The sequence below is a fragment of the Microvirga sp. CF3062 genome (assembly GCF_036314045.1).
GTDB lineage: Bacteria > Pseudomonadota > Alphaproteobacteria > Rhizobiales > Beijerinckiaceae > Microvirga.
The window spans coordinates 1-18314 of sequence record NZ_JAYGGN010000005.1 but is presented as its reverse complement, the minus strand read 5'-3'; the positions used below and the strand labels follow the sequence as shown (position 1 = coordinate 18314).

The window sequence follows — 18314 nt, the reverse complement described above, 5'->3', positions numbered from 1 at the left end:
CTTGTCTTAATGGATTGGTCTGTCGACATGGCTTAGAGTTACTGATGCAGTAGCGCGAAGCCACAGCCTCACGCTTGATCGTAAGGAGGTTAGACACCTGGAGTCTGCGGAAACACCATGTGAGCGATTAACCGGAGAGGCTGCAGGGCCTTGGCGAAGAAGGAATCTCCCGTGGCAAGACGTATATAGGCGTTAGCCAATGCATGCGCTCGCGAGGTTGCCAGAATTGTATGCGTTCTCCGGAGTTCCTCCAGTTCCGCCTTGGCCATCGTGATTCCCCTATCGACAGCATGCTTCTCCAGCTGCTCCCGTTCGAGGGCTGCGATCCGACGGATGTCCCGTGCCCGCCGTTCCGCAAGGCGCGCAAGCGACTTGTAATATTCAAGGTCTTCGGAGCCGCAAGGCGACGGCTGGATATCGCTCTTCTTAAGCATGCTCGAACTGCTCCTGATGAAGGCCAAAAAGATCGGTGACCCGGGCCTTATAGGCGTCGGGCGAATGGACTCTGCGGACGAGGGCTTGGCCTTTCTCAGCAAACGCGCGGACAAGGTTGGGATCGCTCACGAGTCTGCGAATGGCCTTTACATAGGAATCCGCCATGTCGCGGTCATCTGCCAGCGAGGGCAGCAGGATCCCGGTTTCTCCGTCGACGACCTCTGAAATGCCGCCGACATCCGGAGCGATGACCGCGAGGCCGTGGCTCATGGCTTCAAGAATGACGTTAGGGATTCCATCATGCAGGCTCGTATAGAGAAAGATCGAAGACTTGGAGAGCGGCAGGGAGCCGAAGCCGTCGTAGGGTCCGTGGTATCGAAGGTTGGGCAGGCGTTCCAGCAGCCGGGGATTGAACCCCTCCGACACGGATCCGCCGAACACATCCATGCAGACATCGGGAGCGCTGCGGCTGAGACGCGAGGCTATCAGGGGAAGCAGGGACGGTCTCTTCTCCATATCCAGCCGCGAAGCCCAGAGAATGCGCCGGTAGGCATCGACCTCGCGAGACGGCAGTACTGCTGGTGCCTCGACTGAGGCATAAAGGCAATGCCATTTATGAGTCTGCACGCCGAGCCGATGATGATCCTTTTCGATCGTTGTCTTGTTGTCGCAGACGATCTTGGAAAGATGATCGAGGTTGTCGGCGATGAGGCCGAGCGAAGAATGAACGATTGAGCGTTGACCGTTTTTAATGCGTTCTATGTCGGCAAACTGGTAATAAATTGTCTCCTGATCCTTCAAGACAACGCCATAGAGATCCAGGAATTTATCGGCAAAAGCGGAATTACGCATATGGATCCGCGTCTCGGGAGGGCACGTCTCGATGATTTTCAAGGTCAGCAGGCAGCGCTGATCCAGCGAGAGCGAGCGGCAATGGAGAGCCATGTCGACGACCACCACGTTTGGCGGCAAGCGGTCCATCCAACGCGACTTGTCGATACGCTCCCCCAGAATGACGAGAAAGTTCTTGAAAGGGTCGATCTCGTACATCGCTTCCATGAGGCTGACGAAGTATTTCTCCGCGCCGCCGCGTGGCATGAAGGGCAGCAGAAACACGTCGCTGAAGTCTCGGTCCCTGACAACAGCGCATAGATCAAGATAAGCCGTGCCCAGAGGATAATCTTGCGTGAAATTCCGGAGGATCTGGCAGGCAGCATATTTCTCGGCCAAGATGGACGGCTCGATCGCATTGGCCCGCCAAATAAAGTCCTTGATGCTGGGATCATCGATGGACCAACGCATTGTTTGGGGAGGGGCGGATCTCAGTTGTTCGGCTCCCATGGCACGGTCCTGCTCGTAACGCCGTGAGAGCTTCAGGAAGGTTTCGGGCTCGAAGAGTCGGGTCGGCGGAATCTGCCGGACAGACATCACATCCGCCGCCTTCAAGAGACTTCCGGCCCTTTGGCGATAGAACAGAACGGTTTTGGGGACCGTGTGGATATCCACGCCCAGAGCGACCGCTTCTGCATTGAAGTGCCAATCCTCGTAAGCATAACCTTTCTGAAGATGCACATCCCAGTAGGGAATGCTGAGGAATATGTCCCTGTGAGCGCAGACTCGGGAGATATAGGGCTGCCCATCAACGAACGCCTTGGGAGGCACGACCTCCGATCCTTTGTAGAGCGCGATCAATGGCTCATCCCCGAAGCTCAGAACAGCTTCGGGGAAGTATAGGGAGTTTTTCCCCCTGCTTTGGGCTTCCATCAAGATAGTATGAAAGTAATTGTAAGATACGAGATCGTCCGCATCTGCCGTGAAGATAAACTCTCCTGACGAGTGGTTGATACCATCATTGCGGGACAATCCAAGCGAGCCGTTGTCGACTTCGATGATCTTGGTGCTCTGGTAAGTATTCAGATTGAACGATGCGAGAATCTGGCGCGTCTGATCGTCCGTTCTGTCAAGAACGGCAACAAGCTCGAGGCAGACTCCTTTCGAACGGGCAAAGTCTGCTGCTTCGGCCAGAGAAAGAAGCGTGCGGCGCAAAAAGACGGCTTCGCGATGGATGTTCAGGACAATCGATGCGTGAATAGGAAATTTTACCATCAATATACTTCCAACTTCGATCATCCGTGAGCAGGCACAGTGCGCATCGGATCCGGAATCAGCTGCTATAAATGCAAGCAATATGATTTTATTGCAATTCGAAAAGCCGATGACCATGCCGATGTGAGATGCGGAGCGCAGGAGGGCGATCATCCTGATTGAGGTTAATTCCTCAACATCATTGCTGCGCTCCTCCGCTCGGTCTCTAGGCTTGTCCTTTTGCTGCCGCCTTGCACCCACTCTTCCAATGAGAGCGGGCGCTAGTTCCGAATAGAATGGAGCGCTCCATTCTATGGACTCATATGACGAAGAAGTCGTGATAGTAGAGTTTGGCCTTGTTGGTCAGCGTGGCGATTTTTACCTGAGCTGCGCCACCGGCACCGTCCTTGTCGTAGGAGAGCGTACCTGTCTTCTTGTCGTAGATAATCCGGTCCTCCTTGTCCCTGGCCCGACCTCCCTCCACGAACATGTCTAAGGTGAGCTTCTTGCCCTTTGACGAGCCTGAGCCCAGCTTCGTGAAGATCTTGTTCTCCAGGAAGATGCTGTCGGCGGAGGAGGAGAAGTCGAGGATCTTGTCCACGTTCGTGCTCTTGCTTAGCTTCGTGTTGAACACGAACGCGTCCTTGCCCGACCCGCCTTTCAGCTGATCGTTGCCGTCACCGCCATAGAGCTTGTTGGCCCCCTCATTGCCGGTGAGCGCATTGGCACTCTTGTTGCCGGTCATCGCGATGTTGGACCGGCCCGTCGCTGCCTTGAGGTTCTCCACATGGACGAACGGCAGCAGCGAGAAGGTTGTGCCGGCAATCACGGTATCGGTTCCACCGCCTGCCTCCTCGATGATCGTATCCGCCCCGTCGGCCACATAGATGTCGTCCCCTGCGCCTGCACGCAGCACGTCGCTGCCGGCACCGCCATCCAGGCGATTGGCTGCATCATTTCCGATCAATGTGTTGTTCAGGCTATTGCCTGTCAGGTCGATCGCCCCTGGTGCGGACGCGATCAGGTTTTCCAGATCGGCCCCGAGGGTGTAGGACGAGCCTGCCAGAACGGTATCGATCCCTTCGCCCGCAAGCTCCGTGATCCAATCCGATCCATCGACGATGTAGGTATCGCCGCCTGCTCCGCCCAGAAGATGATCCGCGCCGGCGGCTCCATCGAGGGTGTTGGCGGCTGCGTTTCCTGTGATGATGTTGTCGAGAGCATTGCCTGTCAGGGTCACGGCTATCTGCCCCGTGGCGGTAAGGTGATCCAGGCTCTCATCCAAGCTATAGCTCAGGGCGCTCAGGATCGTATCGATGCCGCCACCTACCAGCTCGATGATCGTATCCAGGCCGTCCACCACATAGGTGTCGTTGCCTTGCCCTCCTGCCAGCGTGTCCGCTCCCGCACTACCGTCGAGCGTATTGGCAGCGGCATTTCCCTGGATGGAATTGGCGAGGGCATTGCCCACGAGACTTAAAGGCGCGCTGCCGGCCGCAAACAGATCTTCCACAAAGACCGCAAGGCTGTAGCTGACGAGCGTCTCGACCCGGTCATGGCCGGCACCGCCGATTTCAAGGACACGATCATCCGCGTGATCGATCCCGTAGACATCATCTCCTGCGCCACCCTCGAGCCTGTCGGCTCCCGCGCCGCCGTCCAAGGTGTCCTGTCCGTCATGGCCCTCCAGGGTATCATTGCCCTGGGCGCCGATCAGGTAATTGTCGAGACCGTTGCCGATGCCCGTGAGCGGCAAGGCTCCGCTCAGCCGAAGATTTTCAAGATTGGACCCGAGCGTGTAGCCGAACGAAGCGATGACCCAGTCGATGCCCGCATTAGGGTCTTCGGTAATCTCATTGTCCTCATCGATGATGAAAGTATCGTCACCAGCATCACCCCAGAGAAGGTCCGCGCCAGCCCCGCCGTCCAGGGTATCGTTGCCGTCGCCCCCGAACAGCCTGTCATCGCCATTGCCGCCCAGCATTCGGTTGTTCACCGAATTGCCGATGAGGGCATTGGCCTGATCGTTGCCGATGCCGTCGATCGGATCGAGGCCGCGCAGTACGAGCGTCTCGACGTTGGCGGGAAGGCTGTAGGAGATGTAGGCGATGACCTCGTCGACGCTTCCATCCGCCGGGCCTTCAATCACCACATCGTCCGAGTTGTCGACGAAATACTGATCGTCGCCAAGGCCGCCGATCAGCGTATCGGCACCACCGTTGCCATCGAGACTATTATTGGCATCATTGCCGGTGATGACATTGTCCCGGAGGTTTCCCTCAACATTGGCCGCACCTTGCCCATGCACCTCGGATAGGGAGAAATCCTGCGTGTCCGGTTCGAGCCGATAGGTATTTGAGGGAGAATCATGAAGATAATCGGCCACGGCTCTATTGCCCCTCCCAAGAGGAAGAAGGCGTTTTCTACTCTTCCTCTTGGGTAGGACTCCTTACTCGAGCAAGGAATATTTAGTACTATCTGCAGATTGCGAAGCTGACACAATCACCGCTTGTGCGTGTCTTCAGAACGCGATCTATCTCTTCATGAACAGCTTTTGGCCCATTGCGGCGATTTGACTTAGCTCCCATCTCACTGGTTGCGCTTAAGACGCCACGCTCTCATCAGCTGGCTTCCGGGTTGTTAAGGCCCCATTAACCCTTTCGCGCGGAAACTGAATTTATTGCCTCTCTCACCCGTTTTGCCAAAGCCATGAGCGACCTTCTCGTCAGTATCCGTCATGCGAAGCCCGATGATGCGGCTTTCCTTTCGAAGGTCTTCGACACGGCTTGGCGCGAGGCGTATTCCGGCATCATCCCGGGTGTGACCCTCGAGAAGATGTTTTCCAGGCGCAGCGAGCGCTGGTGGCGCTCAACCGTGTCCCGCGGGCGCCCACTCGTGGTGCTGGATCTCGGCCAGGGCGCCATCGGCTATGCCTCTTACGGCCGCTGCCGCGACCGGTCGCTGCCGGCGAACGGCGAGATCGACGAGCTCTACCTGCTGCCCGAGTATCAAGGCATCGGCTTCGGGCGGCGCCTGTTCAAGGCGGTGCGCAACGACCTCCGGCACCGGGAGCTCGACAAGGTCGTTGTCTGGGCACTGGAGGACAACACCCGCGCCTGCGCCTTCTACGGCGGCATGGGCGGGCAGAGGATCGCCCGCATCGAGGAGCGCATCGGCGGAACGCCGCTTGCCAAGGTGGCCTTTCTCTTCCGCTGACGCTGACGCGCCTTGGAGTGAGGTCGCCTTTCGGCTAAAGGCCCTAAAAATTCCAACCGTCACTCCTTGTTGCCGGAGCCCGCTCCGGCTAGTGAAGCGTCCAGCTTCAGGGAGCGGCTCTTCGAGCATCGGCTCAAGCCGCTCTCAAGCCCAGCTTCTGCCGCATTTTCACCGGTGTCACGGCGTTCCCTTCAAACACGGGACGCCTCGCCTGCGAGGATGCTCATGACTTGTTCCGGAGAACAGCTCTATGCGCCTTGACGCGATCAAGATTGGAAAGAACCCGCCGGACGACGTGAATGTCGTGATCGAAGTGCCGATCGGCGGCGAGCCCATCAAGTACGAGATGGACAAGGAATCCGGCGCGCTCGTCGTAGACCGCTTCCTCTACACCGCCATGCGGTACCCCGGAAACTACGGCTTCATTCCCCATACCCTGTCGGGCGACGGCGACCCCTGCGACGTGCTGGTGGCCAACACCCGCGCCATCGTGCCCGGCGCGGTCATGAACGTGCGTCCGGTCGGTGTTCTCGTGATGGAGGACGACGCCGGTCAGGACGAGAAGATCATCGCCGTTCCGTCGAGCAAGCTGACCCAGCGCTACGACCGGGTGGCGAACTATACGGATCTGCCGGAGATCACCATCAAGCAGATCGAGCACTTCTTCGAGCACTACAAGGATCTCGAGCCCGGCAAATGGGCCAAGATCATCCGCTGGGGCGATGCCGAAGAGGCCAAGCGCCTGATTGTGGAGGCGGTCGAGCGCGCCAAGAAGTAAAGCGCCGTTTCCGCACCTGAAACGAAGGGCCAGGCAAATGCCTGGCCTTTTCTTTGACAGCTACTCGGCCGGGACAGGTGCGACCGGATCGGTGCTGCGGTACTCGGCCCAAGCCTGCCGCAGGATCTGCACCGCTGAGGACAGGAACAGCCCGGCCATGAGGCTAGCCACGATCAGATCCGGCCAGGCGCTTGCAGTCCACCAGACCGCGCCGGCTGCCCCGGTGACGACCACGTTGCCGATGGCGTCGTTGCGCGAGCAGAGCCAGACCGAGCGGACATTGGCGTCGCCGTCCTTGTAGCGCATCAGCAGGAGCACGCTGGTGACGTTCGCTGCCAGCGCGAGGAGGCCGATCACACCCATGATCTCAGCCCGCGGCAGGCCGAGGATCAGCACATGGTAGAGAGTCGAGCCCAGCACCCAGGCGCCCATCAGCGAGAGGCTCAGTCCCTTGAACAAGGCGGCCGTGGCGCGGGTGCGCAAGGATGCACCTATCACCGCGAGGCTCAAGCCGTAGGTCACCGTGTCGCCGAGAAAGTCGAGGGCATCGGCCTGGAGAGCCTGCGAGCGGGCAAGGTGGCCTGCCACGATCTCTGTGACGAACATGGCGGCATTGATCGCGATCACGGTCCAGAGCACGCGCTTGTAGCGCGGGTCGACCCCATCGAAGACCGGCACACCCCCATCGCAGCCGCAAGCCTCCTCGGCGTGACTGTGAGGGATTGCAGGGGTCGAGCTCTTATGCACGTGATGCTCATGAGACGAGCAGCACGCCCCGCGCTCATGACTGTGACCTGCGCTCATCCGAATCTCCTTTTCATGCGTTGTGCCGAGTTGTACAATCTCTAGCGACTAGAGGTTCAAGAGGAAAAATGATGGATTTGTCGATTGGGGACCTGTCGCGCCGGGTTGCCGTGAAGTTGCCGACCATCCGCTACTACGAGCAGATCGGCCTGCTTCCCGCCCCGCCGCGCACGGAGGGGCGCCAGCGCCGCTACGGCCCCGAGGACGTATCGCGCCTGCGCTTCATCCGCCATGCGCGGGATCTCGGCTTCGAGGTAGAGGCCATCCGCGAGCTTTTAAGCCTGAGTGCCCGTCCTGATCAGCCCTGCGAGCCGGCGGACGAGATCGTGCTGCGGCATCTGCAAAGCGTGGAACGCCGCCTCGCGCAGCTGACGCTCCTGCGCTCCGAGCTGCGACACATGCTGGAGGATTGCCGGCATGGACCCGTGCGAGAATGCCGGATCATCCAGGTGCTGGCCAATCACGACGAGTGCCGCTATGAGCATGGCAAGGTTGGCTAGGGCGCCGTCCAACCTCAGATGACAAAGAAGTCTTTGTGGCTGATCTTGAGGTTCTTTGAGAGACTGGCGAATTGGATCGCCTTGGCCGATCCGGACCCGTCCGGATCGTAGAACAGGGCGCCGCCCTGCTTGTAGTAGAGGATCCGGTCGTCCTCGTCCTTGAACTGGTTGCCTGTGACGAAGGCTTTGCTCGACAGGGCACCCTTCGCGATCTTGGTGAAGATCTTCCGCGACAGGTGAACGGTGTCGTCCGCTGGGTTGAAATCCTGAATGTAGTCGAGGTTCGATTTCGCGTTTGGTCTCTGGTCGAACACGAACACGTCTCTGCCGGTCCCGCCAACGAGAGTATCCTTTCCCGTTCCCCCGGCGAGCGTGTCGTTACCAATCTGGCCGAAGAGCGCATCGTTGCCACCCAGGCCGAAGAGCCGGTCATGACCAGACTCACCTGTCACCTGCTCCCCTTTCGAGGTGCCGGAGTGGACCAGCGGAGTCGTCTCAACGACGTTCCGCACATTGATGGTGAAGGTCTCGGTGAGGACGCCGCCGTATTTGTCCTCGGCCTTGATCATGATCGTATGCTGCGCCGCCGCCTCGTAATCGAGCGCCTTCAACAGCACGAGCTCGCCACTGCTGTTCAGGCCGAAGATGCCATTCGGGTTCGACACGAGGCTGAAGGTCAGGTCATCGTCATCCGGGTCGGTGCCGCGTGGGGTTCCCAGGACAGAACCCACAGCCTTGTCCTCGGACACGGATGTTCCTGACAGGGAGATGTCGGTCGGATTGGCGTTAGTAAGCGCGAGGGTTGTGTCGGAGAACTTCACCAGACGCACATCCTTGAGCGTATCGGTGCCGTCCGCCTGGGTTCCTCGCGCATGGGTGATCGTGAACGTGCCATCGTCGTTCTTGACCCTGTTGTATTCGCCGCTCGCCCCGGAGAACACGGCCGTGTTCTCCCCGGACCCACCGGTGAGCGTGTCGTTACCCTTGCCGCCCTCGAGCGTGTTGTTTCCGCCCGCGCCGTTCAACCGGTTGTTCTCGTCGCTGCCGATGAAATGGTCGGCGCCGGAGCCGCCTTCGAGATTCACAATTCCGGCAAGGGTGTCGGAGCCGTAACTGCCGGTATCCTGAGCCCCCACGATGCGAAGATCGACCTTGGCTCCGGAGGAACCGGTGTAGCGGGCCGTGTTGGTGCCGGCACCGCCATCGAGCAGATCGTTGCCCTGTCCACCGTCGAGGACATCGTTGCCGTCCCCACCCTCGAGCGTGTCGTTGCCCGATCCGCCCTGCAGAACATCTTGGCCGCCGCCTCCCTTGAGGACATTCTGGCCCGTATTGCCGATGAGGGTGTCATTATCGGAGCTTCCGATGACATTCTCAATGTCGATGAGGATGTCGACGCCTTGGTTGCCATGGATGGTCTGAGCCGTCGTCCTGCTGAGATCGACGTTCACACCACCGCCGGTCGCCTCCGAGTAATCGGCCGTGTCGCTGCCGCCGCCTCCGAAGAGGACGTCGTCGCCTGCCCCGCCGGAAAAGATCTCCGATCCTGCGCCACCGAAGGCGGTGTCGTTACCGAGTCCGAGCTTGATGGTACCGCCGGTCGCCGTGCCGAGAACACCCTCGAATAAGTCGTTGCCTGCCCCCAGATCCAGAAGAACGGCATTGGCCGAATTGGACGCCGTCTGCAGTGTCCCTGCATTGATGATCCGATCGACGCCCGCACTGCCTTGGATGGCAAGACCTGCAGACGTGATCGTTCCAGAATTGACGACCGAGTAGGTGACCGCGCCCGAGAGGCGGATGGCTGCCCCGGTCTCGGACAGGGACCGGATGGAGCCCTCGTTGGTGATGGTGCTGCTGTGCCCCGTCAGTACGATTCCATCGGTCTGACCAGTGATGGTCCTGTCCTTCCGGATCAGGATGTGATCCGTCTCGTTGGCTTTGATCACAGCGCCAGTATCGCTCGTGATGTCAAGATCGATCACGACCAGACCGAACCCGGCCAATTCGAGCCGCGCCTCCGTGCCACTTGGAGGAAGCTGGTCTAGATTGGTGTAGATGATGTTGGGCATGAAGCATCCGCAGCGTGACGGGAGAACGATACTCAAACACTATATTATCACATGTCTAAAAGGAATTCCTTCGAAGCTCGAATCCGGAGGTACCCTATAGCGCCTCACCTTTGAGCAGCCGCGGTGCTTCCCGCCTGGTCAGTCCCGCCGCCTCGCGGATGAAGAAGCGCTTCAGGCCCGGCATGCGGTCGACGAGGCCAAGCCCTAAGTCGCGGATCAGGCGCACGGGTAGCACGTCATTGGAGAACAGCCGGTTGAGCCCGTCCGTGATCACGCCCATGGCGGTGATGTCGGTGCGGCGGGCTCGCTCGTAACCGTCGAGCACGTCGGCCGCACCCGGATCCATGCCAAGGCGCATGGCGTCTGTGATGATCTCAGCGAGCGCCGCCGCATCGTGCAGGCCGAGATTGAGCCCTTGCCCAGCGATCGGGTGGATTACATGGGCGGCGTCGCCGAGCAGCGCCAGACGCTCGGCCACAAAGCTGCGCGCCACGCCGAAGGACAGGGGGAAGGCCTGCGGCTTCGTCTCGAAGGAGAGCTTTCCCAGCTGCAGCCCGAAGCGGCGCTCCAATTCGAGGAGCAGATCCTCAGAATGTGACTCCAGCAGGGGCGGAACGTTCTCGGCGCGCTCGGTCCAGACGATGGAGGAGCGGTGCTGCACGCTGCCGTCTCCTTGAGGCTCGGGCTTGAGGGGCAGGATCGCGAAGGGGCCGGAGGGCAGGAAGTGCTCCACCGCCCGGCCCTCGTGGTCGCGCTCATGGGCGATGGTGGCGACGATGCCGGATTGCCGATAGGGCCAGGAGATCCAGCCAATGCCTGCCTGTTCGCGCAGGCGCGACCGCCCGCCATCGGCCGCGACCAGCAGGGCGGCGGGCAGAATGTCGCCATCGGTCAGGGTCACATCGGTGCGGGTGCCCTGAACGGCAAAGCCCTTCACGCCCTCGAGCCTCAAATCCACGCCAGTCGCACGGCAGGCCTCGAGCAGCGCGGCCGTGAGATTGCCGGCTGTGATCATGTGGGCGAAGGGCTCGTGGCCGTCCACCTCGCCGGCAAAGGTGAGGAAGGTCGGGCGCACCGGATCCTGCAGGCGGCTGTCGGTGATCACCATGTCCAAAATGGGCTGGGCGCGCTGCGCCACCTGGTCCCACACGCCTAGCGCCGTCAGCATCCGGCGCGCGGCGGCCGCGATGGCATAGGAGCGCTTGTCGCCGTGTGGATCGCGCTTGAGCGCTGGATCGCACATGACCACGTCGATTCCGTCCGTGAGCGCGCTCTTCAGCGCCAGCGCGAGAGACAACCCGGCGAGACCGCCACCCGCGATGACGATGCGCGGTGTTGCCGAGCCTGTTGCTGCGCTCATCGCTCCATCTCCTTGCTCCAGACGTTATAGGTGGGTGTCAGCCAATCATTGACCAGCGTCAAGCTTGACGTGTCGAGGCCGCTCCCCGATGGATGACCGTTCGTGATCACAGGATTTCGAAGCCCAAGGATTTTTGAAGCCCATGTCCCGCGCCGTCACCGACCTTCTCTCCATCCTCGACCTCGAACAGCTCGAGGTGAATCTCTTTCGCGGCCAGAGCCCCAAGAGTGGCTGGCAGCGGGTGTTCGGCGGGCAGGTGATCGGGCAGGCGCTGGTGGCCGCCACCCGCACGGTGGACGGGCGCCATCCCCACTCGCTCCATTGCTACTTCATGCTGCCGGGCGATCCCAAGGTTCCGATCATCTACGAGGTCGACCGCATCCGCGACGGCAAGAGCTTCACCACGCGCCGGGTCCTAGCGATCCAGCACGGGCAGGCGATATTCTCCATGTCGGCGTCTTTCCATCTGGAGGAGGACGGCTTCGCCCATCAGGCCGAGATGCCCAAGGTTCCTGGTCCGGATGAACTCCCCAGCGAGGAGGAGGTGAAGGGCGGCCTGATCCTCAAGATGCCGGAGCCCATGCGCACCTATTATGAGCGCGAGCGCCCGCTGGAGATCCGGCCCGTGGAGCTCAACCGCTACATGTCGCGCGATCCGGGCGAGCCGCGCTTCCATGTGTGGATCAAGACCACCGGCCGCCTGCCGGACGATCCGGCAATCCATCAGAGCGTGCTCGCCTACGCGTCCGACATGACGCTCCTCGACACGTCGCTCATTCCCCATGGCCGGACGGTGTTCGAGCCCGAGATCCAGCCGGCGAGCCTCGACCACGCCATGTGGTTCCACCGGCCGTTCCGGGCCGACGAATGGCTGCTCTACGCGCAGGACACGCCGAATGCCGCCGGCGCCCGCGGCCTGTCACGCGGCCTCATCTTCAGGCAGGACGGAACCCTGATCGCGTCGGTCGCCCAGGAAGGCCTCATTCGCGAGCGCCGTCGCTGAGTTTCAGCTTTTGAGCTCGCGGAGCCAGTCCACCTCTCCCCAATGGGGAGAGGTCGACGCACGTCAGTGCGGCGGGTGAGGGGGAGAGCGCTATCCGGAGAGGACAGTAACCCCTCACCCGGACCTCCGGTCCGACCTCTCCCTCAAGGAGAGGTAAACCTGCGCTCCGCTTGGCCCTCACTCTACTGCCCAAAAATTCATCACAAAGGCTACTTTCCCGCCAAACTCCCACTGCCTCGAAAAGAGGCAGTGGCCGCCCTCCATAGCCCGCAAGGCTTGGCACGATACTTGCATAAAGCCCTCCGACACCCGGACCTAGAGCCGGGTTCACGTTGGAACCGTCGCCCGCACTTTCGGGAAGACGCAAGCAAAGGGGGCCTGACCCATGAAAATTGTGATGGCGGTCATCAAGCCGTTCAAGCTCGAGGAAGTGCGCGACGCGCTCACCAACCTCGGCGTGCACGGCCTCACCGTGACCGAGGTGAAGGGATACGGCCGGCAGAAGGGCCACACCGAAATCTATCGCGGCGCCGAATATGCCGTGAGCTTCCTGCCGAAGCTGAAGATCGAGGTGGCCGTGGCAAGCGAGCTGGTCGACCCGGTGATCGAGGCGATCACGGCGTCCGCGCGCACGGGCCAGATCGGCGACGGCAAGATCTTCGTCACCTCGCTCGAAAAGGCTGTCCGCATCCGCACCGGCGAGACCGACGGCGACGCCCTTTAATCCCCTTTTTGCTGATTTTTCGAGGTTCGATCCGATGACGTTCCGTCCTTTCCTCCTGCCGGCGCTCGGTGCGCTGGGTATAGGTCTCTTAGCTCTCAACCCTGCCCTGGCGCAGGATGCCGCAGCGGTTGCTCCCACGGTCAACAAGGGCGACACCGCCTGGATGCTCGTCTCGACGATCCTGGTGATCCTCATGACGATTCCGGGGCTGGCCCTGTTCTATGGCGGCCTGGTGCGCACCAAGAACATGCTCTCCGTGCTCATGCAGGTCTTCGCTGTGTTCTCCCTCGTGGGCATCCTGTGGGTCACTTACGGCTACTCGCTCGCCTTCACGTCCGGCGGCGAAGGCGTGCTCGGCGCGATCATCGGCGGCTTCTCGAAGGCGTTTCTTTCCGGCGTGACCACGGATTCCACCGCCGACACCTTCACCAAGGGCGTGGCGATTCCGGAATTCACCTTCATCGCCTTCCAGCTCACCTTTGCGGCCATCACGCCGGCGCTGATCGTCGGCGCATTCGCCGAGCGCATCAAGTTCTCGGCCGTGATGCTCTTCACCGGCCTGTGGCTGACCTTCGTCTATCTGCCCATCGCCCACATGGTGTGGTTCTCGGAAGGCTATCTCTTCGGCCTCGGCGCTCTCGACTTCGCGGGCGGCACGGTGGTGCACATCAACTCGGGCGTGGCCGGCCTCATCGGCGCCCTGCTCATCGGCAAGCGCATCGGCTACGGCCGCGACCTGCTCGCCCCGCACTCGCTGACGCTCACCTTCGTCGGCGCCTGCCTTCTCTGGGTCGGCTGGTTCGGCTTCAACGCGGGCTCCAACCTCGAGGCCACGGGCGGCGCGGCGCTGGCGCTCCTCAACACCATCGTGGCGCCGTGCGCGGCAGGCCTCGCCTGGATGACCGTGGAAGCTCTTGCCAAGGGCAAGTCTTCGCTGCTCGGCATCGCGTCGGGCGCAGTTGCAGGCCTTGTGGCCATCACGCCGGCCGCGGGCCTGTCCGGCCCGATGGGCGCCATCGTGCTCGGGCTTGTGGCCGGCGCGGTCTGCTACTTCGCGGTGACGGGCGTGAAGAACGCGCTCGGCTATGACGACGCGCTGGACGTGTTCGGCATCCACGGCGTCGGCGGAATCATCGGGGCCATCGGCACCGGCATCGTGGCCGCTCCCTCGCTCGGCGGCTACGGCGTCGGCGAGTATTCGATCGGCGGCCAGCTGGTGACGCAGACCATTGCCGTGGTGGTGACGCTGGTCTGGACCGGCATTGGCTCCCTGGTGCTCTTCAAGATCACCGACGCCATCGTCGGCCTGCGCGTCACGCACGACCAGGAACGCGAAGGCCTCGACCTCGCCGACCACGGCGAGCGCGCTTACAACTACTAAGCCAAACCTGCATCGCCACAGGCGATGCGGCAACGAAGCCTTCCAGAGGCTCGAACGGAAAAGCCCCGGTCACGACGGTCGGGGCTTTTCTTATTATTTCAACAGTGTCATCCCGGACGGCGCAGCCGATCCGGGATCGGGTTCAGGATGTCGCTCTGAACTCCCTCTCCCTGAGGGAGAGGGCTGGGGTGAGGGGTTAGTGTCCTGTCCGGATAGACCTGTAACCCCTCACCCGCGCCTGAAGGCGCGACCTCTCCCACTGGGAGAGGTGTGCCCGCGCTCTACTCGTCTAGCGATCCCGGATCGGCTTGCGCCGTCCGGGATGACATTTACAAACTCACCCATTCTTCACGAGCTGCCGCAGCTTCGAGCGCCGCGTCTCCTCCGGCTCCTGGAAGTTGGACGTGCCATAGAACTCGCCCTTGCTGTCCATGAGAAACAGCGTCGCCGAATGGTCCATGGTGTAGCTGCCGTCCGTCGGCACCTTGCGGTAGTAGATCTTGTAGGCGCGCGCCGCCGCGGCGATCTCCTCCTGCGTGCCGGTGAGGCCGACGATGCGCGGATCGAAGGATTCAAGATATGTCTTCATCAGCTCCGGCGTGTCGCGCTCCGGATCGACCGTGATGAACACCGCCTGCAGGGTTGAGGCATCCTGGCCCAATGCGGCCATGTCCTGCGTCAGATCGTAGAGCGTCGTCGGGCAGACCTCCGGGCAATGGGTGAAGCCGAAGAACACCACGAAGGGCTTGCCCTTCAGGTTCTCCGCCGTGAACGGCTTGCCCTCGTGGCTCGTGAGCTTGAACGGGCCGCCGATCGGCACCTTGCCGGCGCTCTGCTGCGGCTGCGAGGGAAACAGAAGCAGGCCCGCCGTGACGACGAGCACCAGGAGCCCCGCCGTGAAGACGAGGAGCGGCACGAGAAGACGTTTCGGGTTCATCGCTGTGCCTCCTTAGTGCTTGTGCTCGGCGGGAGCAGCCCCGCCCATGCCGCGCACGGTGTATTCCACCTCGATGGGGCCTGCCTTTTCGAAGGTGAGCGTTCCCTTCACGGTCTGGCCCTCCTTCAGCGGCTCCTTCAGGTCGACGAACATGAGATGGAGCCCGCCGGGCTTCAGTTCGACGGTGGCGCCGGGCTTGATCTCGAGCCCGCCCTCTACGGCCTTCATGCGCATGACGTCGCCTTCAAGCCTCATCTCATGCACCTCGACTTTTGACGCCAGAGAGAGCGAACCGCCGGTGAGGCGATCAGGTGCCGTGCCGGTGTTGGTGATGCGCACGTAACCGCCGCCCACCTTGGCGCCGCCGGGAGTGGCGCGCGACCAGGGCTGCTCGAGGGTCAGGGACCCGGCCTTCACCATCGCGGGCGCGACCGCGGCCGCGCCTTGGGCAGCCACGATCCTCACGCCGGGCGCGGGAGCTTTCAGGCTGTGCGGATCCTCGCCGGCGGCGGGCACTTGCGTCCATTCCTCTGCCACGCTGTCGCATTCCTGCACCACCGGGAAGTGCACCGTGGCGCCCGGCTGATAGGCATCGGTGAAGCGGGCCTGGAACACGAACTCGTCGTAATGAGCGTCGTCGAGGGAGCCGGTCCAGACGATGTCGGTGACGCCCTCCGACACTGCCTCGCCGTGAACCTGATAGGCGCGCACATAAGCGCCCTTGGTGGTCTCGAGTTTCCAGCCGGACTTAGGCATGGGTTTGACGGCGACGACCCCCTCGGGGATCCGGACGCGCACCTTCAGGGTTGGCTTGCCGTCGCAGCCGTGCGGGATTCGCAAGGTGACCTTGTAGGTGGAATTGGGCGTCGCCTGCCCGTTCTCGAAACTGACATGGGCGAGAGCGGGAGAAGAAACGGCAATGAGCGCGGCAGCAAGCGCGCCGATGCGGGAAGACGTCATGGATGGAAGTCCTTGCAGAATTGGGAGTCGAAATCGGTAATCAGCCGAGGCGCGGCGGCGCGCGCGATCCCAGGGGCAGGACGTTGGAGGTAAGGCGCAAGCGCGGCGGGTCCACGACGCGGCTGCCTGCGACGGCAAGAGGTGCGATCCGCCCGAGGATAACCGCCATCGGAGCGGGACCTGCCGCTCCCGAGCCGTGGCAGCTCAAGGTGCAGCAGAGATTCGCGTGGTTTTTCGCGGGAGAATGATCGGGCGAGGACGAGCCGTCCTGCAGGCAGATGATCCCCAGCGGCTCGGCGGCGGCCGCCGCATGGACGGCGCCGCTCGCGGACAGCAACAGGGCCTGCAGGACGAAGGCATAGGCCATCACCGCCGCAATAGTGGCGCGCGTCCAGCCCTGTGCGGAGGTCCTGCGTCTCATGGCCGGGACAGTGATCTTTTGGTGTTCGGACGTCAACCGCGCATAAGGCCACTCCACCGTCCCCTCTCCCGTGTGGGAGAGGGGCAGGGGTGAGGGAATGACACTTCACCAGCAAAGCACCACCGTCTCCGCTGCAACGCGTCACCCGATGCACCTCATCCTGCGCCGGCCTGCCCTCACCCCGGCCCTCTCCCGCACGGGAGAGGGAGGATGGATGCAGCACCACTTTTCCCCACCCGATGCACTTACGGTTAAAGGACCCTTAACCCGCCCGCGCTAGCATCCTGGCAATAGTGTCTCGTCCTGTGGTTTTTCAGAGTGGTTTGATGCGCGCGGCCCGCCGTTCTTCCTCCGCCTATGATGGCCTCTTCAGCTCCTTGAGAGCCTTCCTGGCCCGTCGGGCCCAGGAGCTGACGGGCCTGTGCCTGATCGCCTTCGCGGGCGCGGTCGCCGTGGCGCTGGCCACCTGGTCGGTGGACGATCCGAGCCTGAACAACGCCACCGACCTGCCGGTCCGCAACCTCATCGGCTGGCCCGGCGCCATTGTGGCCGATCTCTTCATGCAGCTCTTAGGCCTCGGCGCCATTGCGGCCGTGCTGCCCCTGGCGCTGTGGGGCTGGCGGCTCATGAAGTCGGGCGCGCTCGGCCGCCTGCAGCTGCGCGTGGCCCTCTGGGTCATCGGCGCGGGCGCCGCGACGGCGCTGGCCAGCGCCCTGCCCCCGACCCAGAGCTGGCCGCTGCCCACGGGCCTCGGCGGCGTGGTCGGCGATGCGATCCTGGCCGGTGCCAAGGCTATCACGGGATTGTCCAGCGGCTCGGCCAGCGCAGTGCTGGGCTTTTTGTTCGCAGGCGTCGCCATCTTGACCCTCTCGGCAGCCTGCGGCCTCGGACCGGCGGACGAGAGGCATGGCGAAGAGCCGGAGGAGATCGAGGATCCCGTGCCGGTCCGCCGCCGCAGGATTCAGGATTGGGACGAGGCCGAGGAGATCGGCCATGACGAGCCCGGCTGGGGCATCGTGTCCCTTGGGGCGCTCGCCCATGGGGCCATGAGCCTGCGCGCTGCCGCCCGGCGCTGGCGGGAGGGCCGCGGCGCCCCCGACGAGGATTATGAGGACACGCCTGCACCGGTGAAGCGCTCCGCCCGCCAGCCGGGACAGCGTCGCGAGCCCGTCCTCGATGGCGCACCGGCGCGCCCACGGCCGATGCCGGCCTCCGCTCCCATGCACGACGATGACGAGGCTCCCTGGGACGTGGACGATGCTCCCCCGGCTCGAGCTGCCGTCAGGCCCGAGCTTGCCCCGCCCCGGGTCGCGCCGGCACATACGGCGCCGAAGGCCGGCAAGCGTATGGCCCGTGAGGCCCAGCCCTCGCTCCTCGACGAGGAGAACTACCAGCTGCCACAGCTCGGCCTGCTCGCCGAGCCCAAGCGCCCGGCGGGTCCCACGATCTCGGCCGACGCCCTGGAGCAGAACGCCGCCCTGCTTGAAAGCACCCTGGAGGATTTCGGCGTCCGCGGCGCCATCTCCAAGGTCAATCCCGGCCCCGTAGTCACATTGTATGAGCTTGAGCCTGCGCCTGGGACGAAGTCGTCGCGGGTGATCTCCTTGGCCGACGACATCGCGCGCTCCATGAGCGCGG

Annotated in this window: 16 protein-coding genes; 7 read left to right on the top strand and 9 right to left on the bottom strand. The window is 62.5% G+C overall.

Annotated elements, in window-relative coordinates; translation table 11 throughout:
- Positions 1–89: 89 nt before the first annotated feature.
- The 3 genes from VB618_RS10245 to VB618_RS10235 all read right to left on the bottom strand — a co-directional run bounded on the left by VB618_RS10245 (position 90) and on the right by VB618_RS10235 (position 4906).
- The gene (locus VB618_RS10245) at positions 90–434 is read right to left on the bottom strand and encodes a hypothetical protein (protein ID WP_329796541.1); all 345 of its coding nucleotides are present in this window, start codon (positions 432–434) and stop codon (positions 90–92) included.
- Positions 427–2694: a glycosyltransferase gene (locus VB618_RS10240; protein ID WP_329796540.1), complete on the bottom strand. Its 2268-nt coding sequence runs from the start codon at positions 2692–2694 to the stop codon at positions 427–429. The genes VB618_RS10245 and VB618_RS10240 overlap by 8 nt, the downstream gene beginning before the upstream one ends.
- Before the next feature lie 145 nt (positions 2695–2839).
- On the bottom strand, positions 2840–4906 hold the full coding sequence (locus tag VB618_RS10235) for a calcium-binding protein (protein WP_329796539.1): 2067 nt from the start codon (positions 4904–4906) through the stop codon (positions 2840–2842).
- Between the two features lie 323 nt (positions 4907–5229).
- Between VB618_RS10235 and VB618_RS10230 the strand changes: the two genes are divergently transcribed.
- Together VB618_RS10230 and ppa are read left to right on the top strand one after the other, a co-directional pair.
- Positions 5230–5736 carry a GNAT family N-acetyltransferase gene (locus tag VB618_RS10230; protein ID WP_329796538.1) on the top strand — a complete coding sequence of 169 codons (507 nt, stop codon included), beginning with the start codon at positions 5230–5232 and terminating at the stop codon, positions 5734–5736.
- 250 nt (positions 5737–5986) lie between these two features.
- Positions 5987–6514 (top strand): inorganic diphosphatase, encoded by a 528-nt coding sequence (gene ppa / locus VB618_RS10225; RefSeq protein ID WP_329796536.1) that lies wholly within the window; start codon positions 5987–5989, stop codon positions 6512–6514.
- Positions 6515–6574: 60 nt separating this feature from the next.
- Here ppa and VB618_RS10220 read toward each other — a convergent pair whose 3' ends face one another.
- A complete protein-coding gene (locus VB618_RS10220; protein ID WP_329796535.1) occupies positions 6575–7318 on the bottom strand; it encodes a cation transporter in 744 nt (247 codons plus the stop codon).
- Between the two features lie 68 nt (positions 7319–7386).
- Between VB618_RS10220 and VB618_RS10215 the strand changes: the two genes are divergently transcribed.
- Positions 7387–7818: a MerR family transcriptional regulator gene (locus VB618_RS10215; RefSeq protein ID WP_329796534.1), complete on the top strand. Its 432-nt coding sequence runs from the start codon at positions 7387–7389 to the stop codon at positions 7816–7818.
- 14 nt (positions 7819–7832) lie between these two features.
- Here the strand turns inward: VB618_RS10215 and VB618_RS10210 are convergent, their stop codons facing one another.
- Both VB618_RS10210 and VB618_RS10205 read right to left on the bottom strand, forming a co-directional pair.
- On the bottom strand, positions 7833–9890 hold the full coding sequence (locus VB618_RS10210; protein WP_329796533.1) for a cadherin domain-containing protein: 2058 nt from the start codon (positions 9888–9890) through the stop codon (positions 7833–7835).
- A gap of 94 nt (positions 9891–9984) precedes the next feature.
- Positions 9985–11250, bottom strand: a complete 1266-nt coding sequence (locus VB618_RS10205) for a ubiquinone biosynthesis hydroxylase (RefSeq protein ID WP_329796532.1) — start codon at positions 11248–11250, stop codon at positions 9985–9987.
- Positions 11251–11392: 142 nt separating this feature from the next.
- Here VB618_RS10205 and tesB point away from each other — a divergent pair, with 142 nt between their 5' ends.
- From tesB to VB618_RS10190, 3 genes are all read left to right on the top strand, one after another.
- Positions 11393–12253, top strand: coding sequence for an acyl-CoA thioesterase II (gene tesB, locus VB618_RS10200; protein ID WP_329796531.1), 861 nt, complete (start codon positions 11393–11395; stop codon positions 12251–12253).
- 385 nt (positions 12254–12638) lie between these two features.
- A complete protein-coding gene (locus VB618_RS10195; protein ID WP_329796530.1) occupies positions 12639–12977 on the top strand; it encodes a P-II family nitrogen regulator in 339 nt (112 codons plus the stop codon).
- Positions 12978–13011: 34 nt separating this feature from the next.
- Positions 13012–14358 carry an ammonium transporter gene (locus VB618_RS10190; RefSeq protein ID WP_329796529.1) on the top strand — a complete coding sequence of 449 codons (1347 nt, stop codon included), beginning with the start codon at positions 13012–13014 and terminating at the stop codon, positions 14356–14358.
- A gap of 337 nt (positions 14359–14695) precedes the next feature.
- On the opposite strand, the gene VB618_RS10185 is transcribed toward VB618_RS10190, so the two are convergent.
- From VB618_RS10185 to VB618_RS10175, 3 genes are read right to left on the bottom strand one after another with little or no spacing between them, the layout of a single operon-like run.
- Complete coding sequence (locus tag VB618_RS10185; RefSeq protein WP_329796528.1) at positions 14696–15295, bottom strand: SCO family protein; 600 nt, start codon at positions 15293–15295, stop codon at positions 14696–14698.
- Between the two features lie 12 nt (positions 15296–15307).
- Positions 15308–16255 (bottom strand): DUF1775 domain-containing protein, encoded by a 948-nt coding sequence (locus VB618_RS10180; RefSeq protein ID WP_329796527.1) that lies wholly within the window; start codon positions 16253–16255, stop codon positions 15308–15310.
- Positions 16256–16295: 40 nt separating this feature from the next.
- Positions 16296–16676: a hypothetical protein gene (locus VB618_RS10175; RefSeq protein ID WP_329796526.1), complete on the bottom strand. Its 381-nt coding sequence runs from the start codon at positions 16674–16676 to the stop codon at positions 16296–16298.
- Between the two features lie 326 nt (positions 16677–17002).
- On the opposite strand from VB618_RS10175, the gene VB618_RS10170 reads away from it, so the two are divergent.
- Positions 17003–18314: DNA translocase FtsK (locus tag VB618_RS10170; protein WP_329796525.1), on the top strand; the 1312-nt coding region annotated here is incomplete at its 3' end.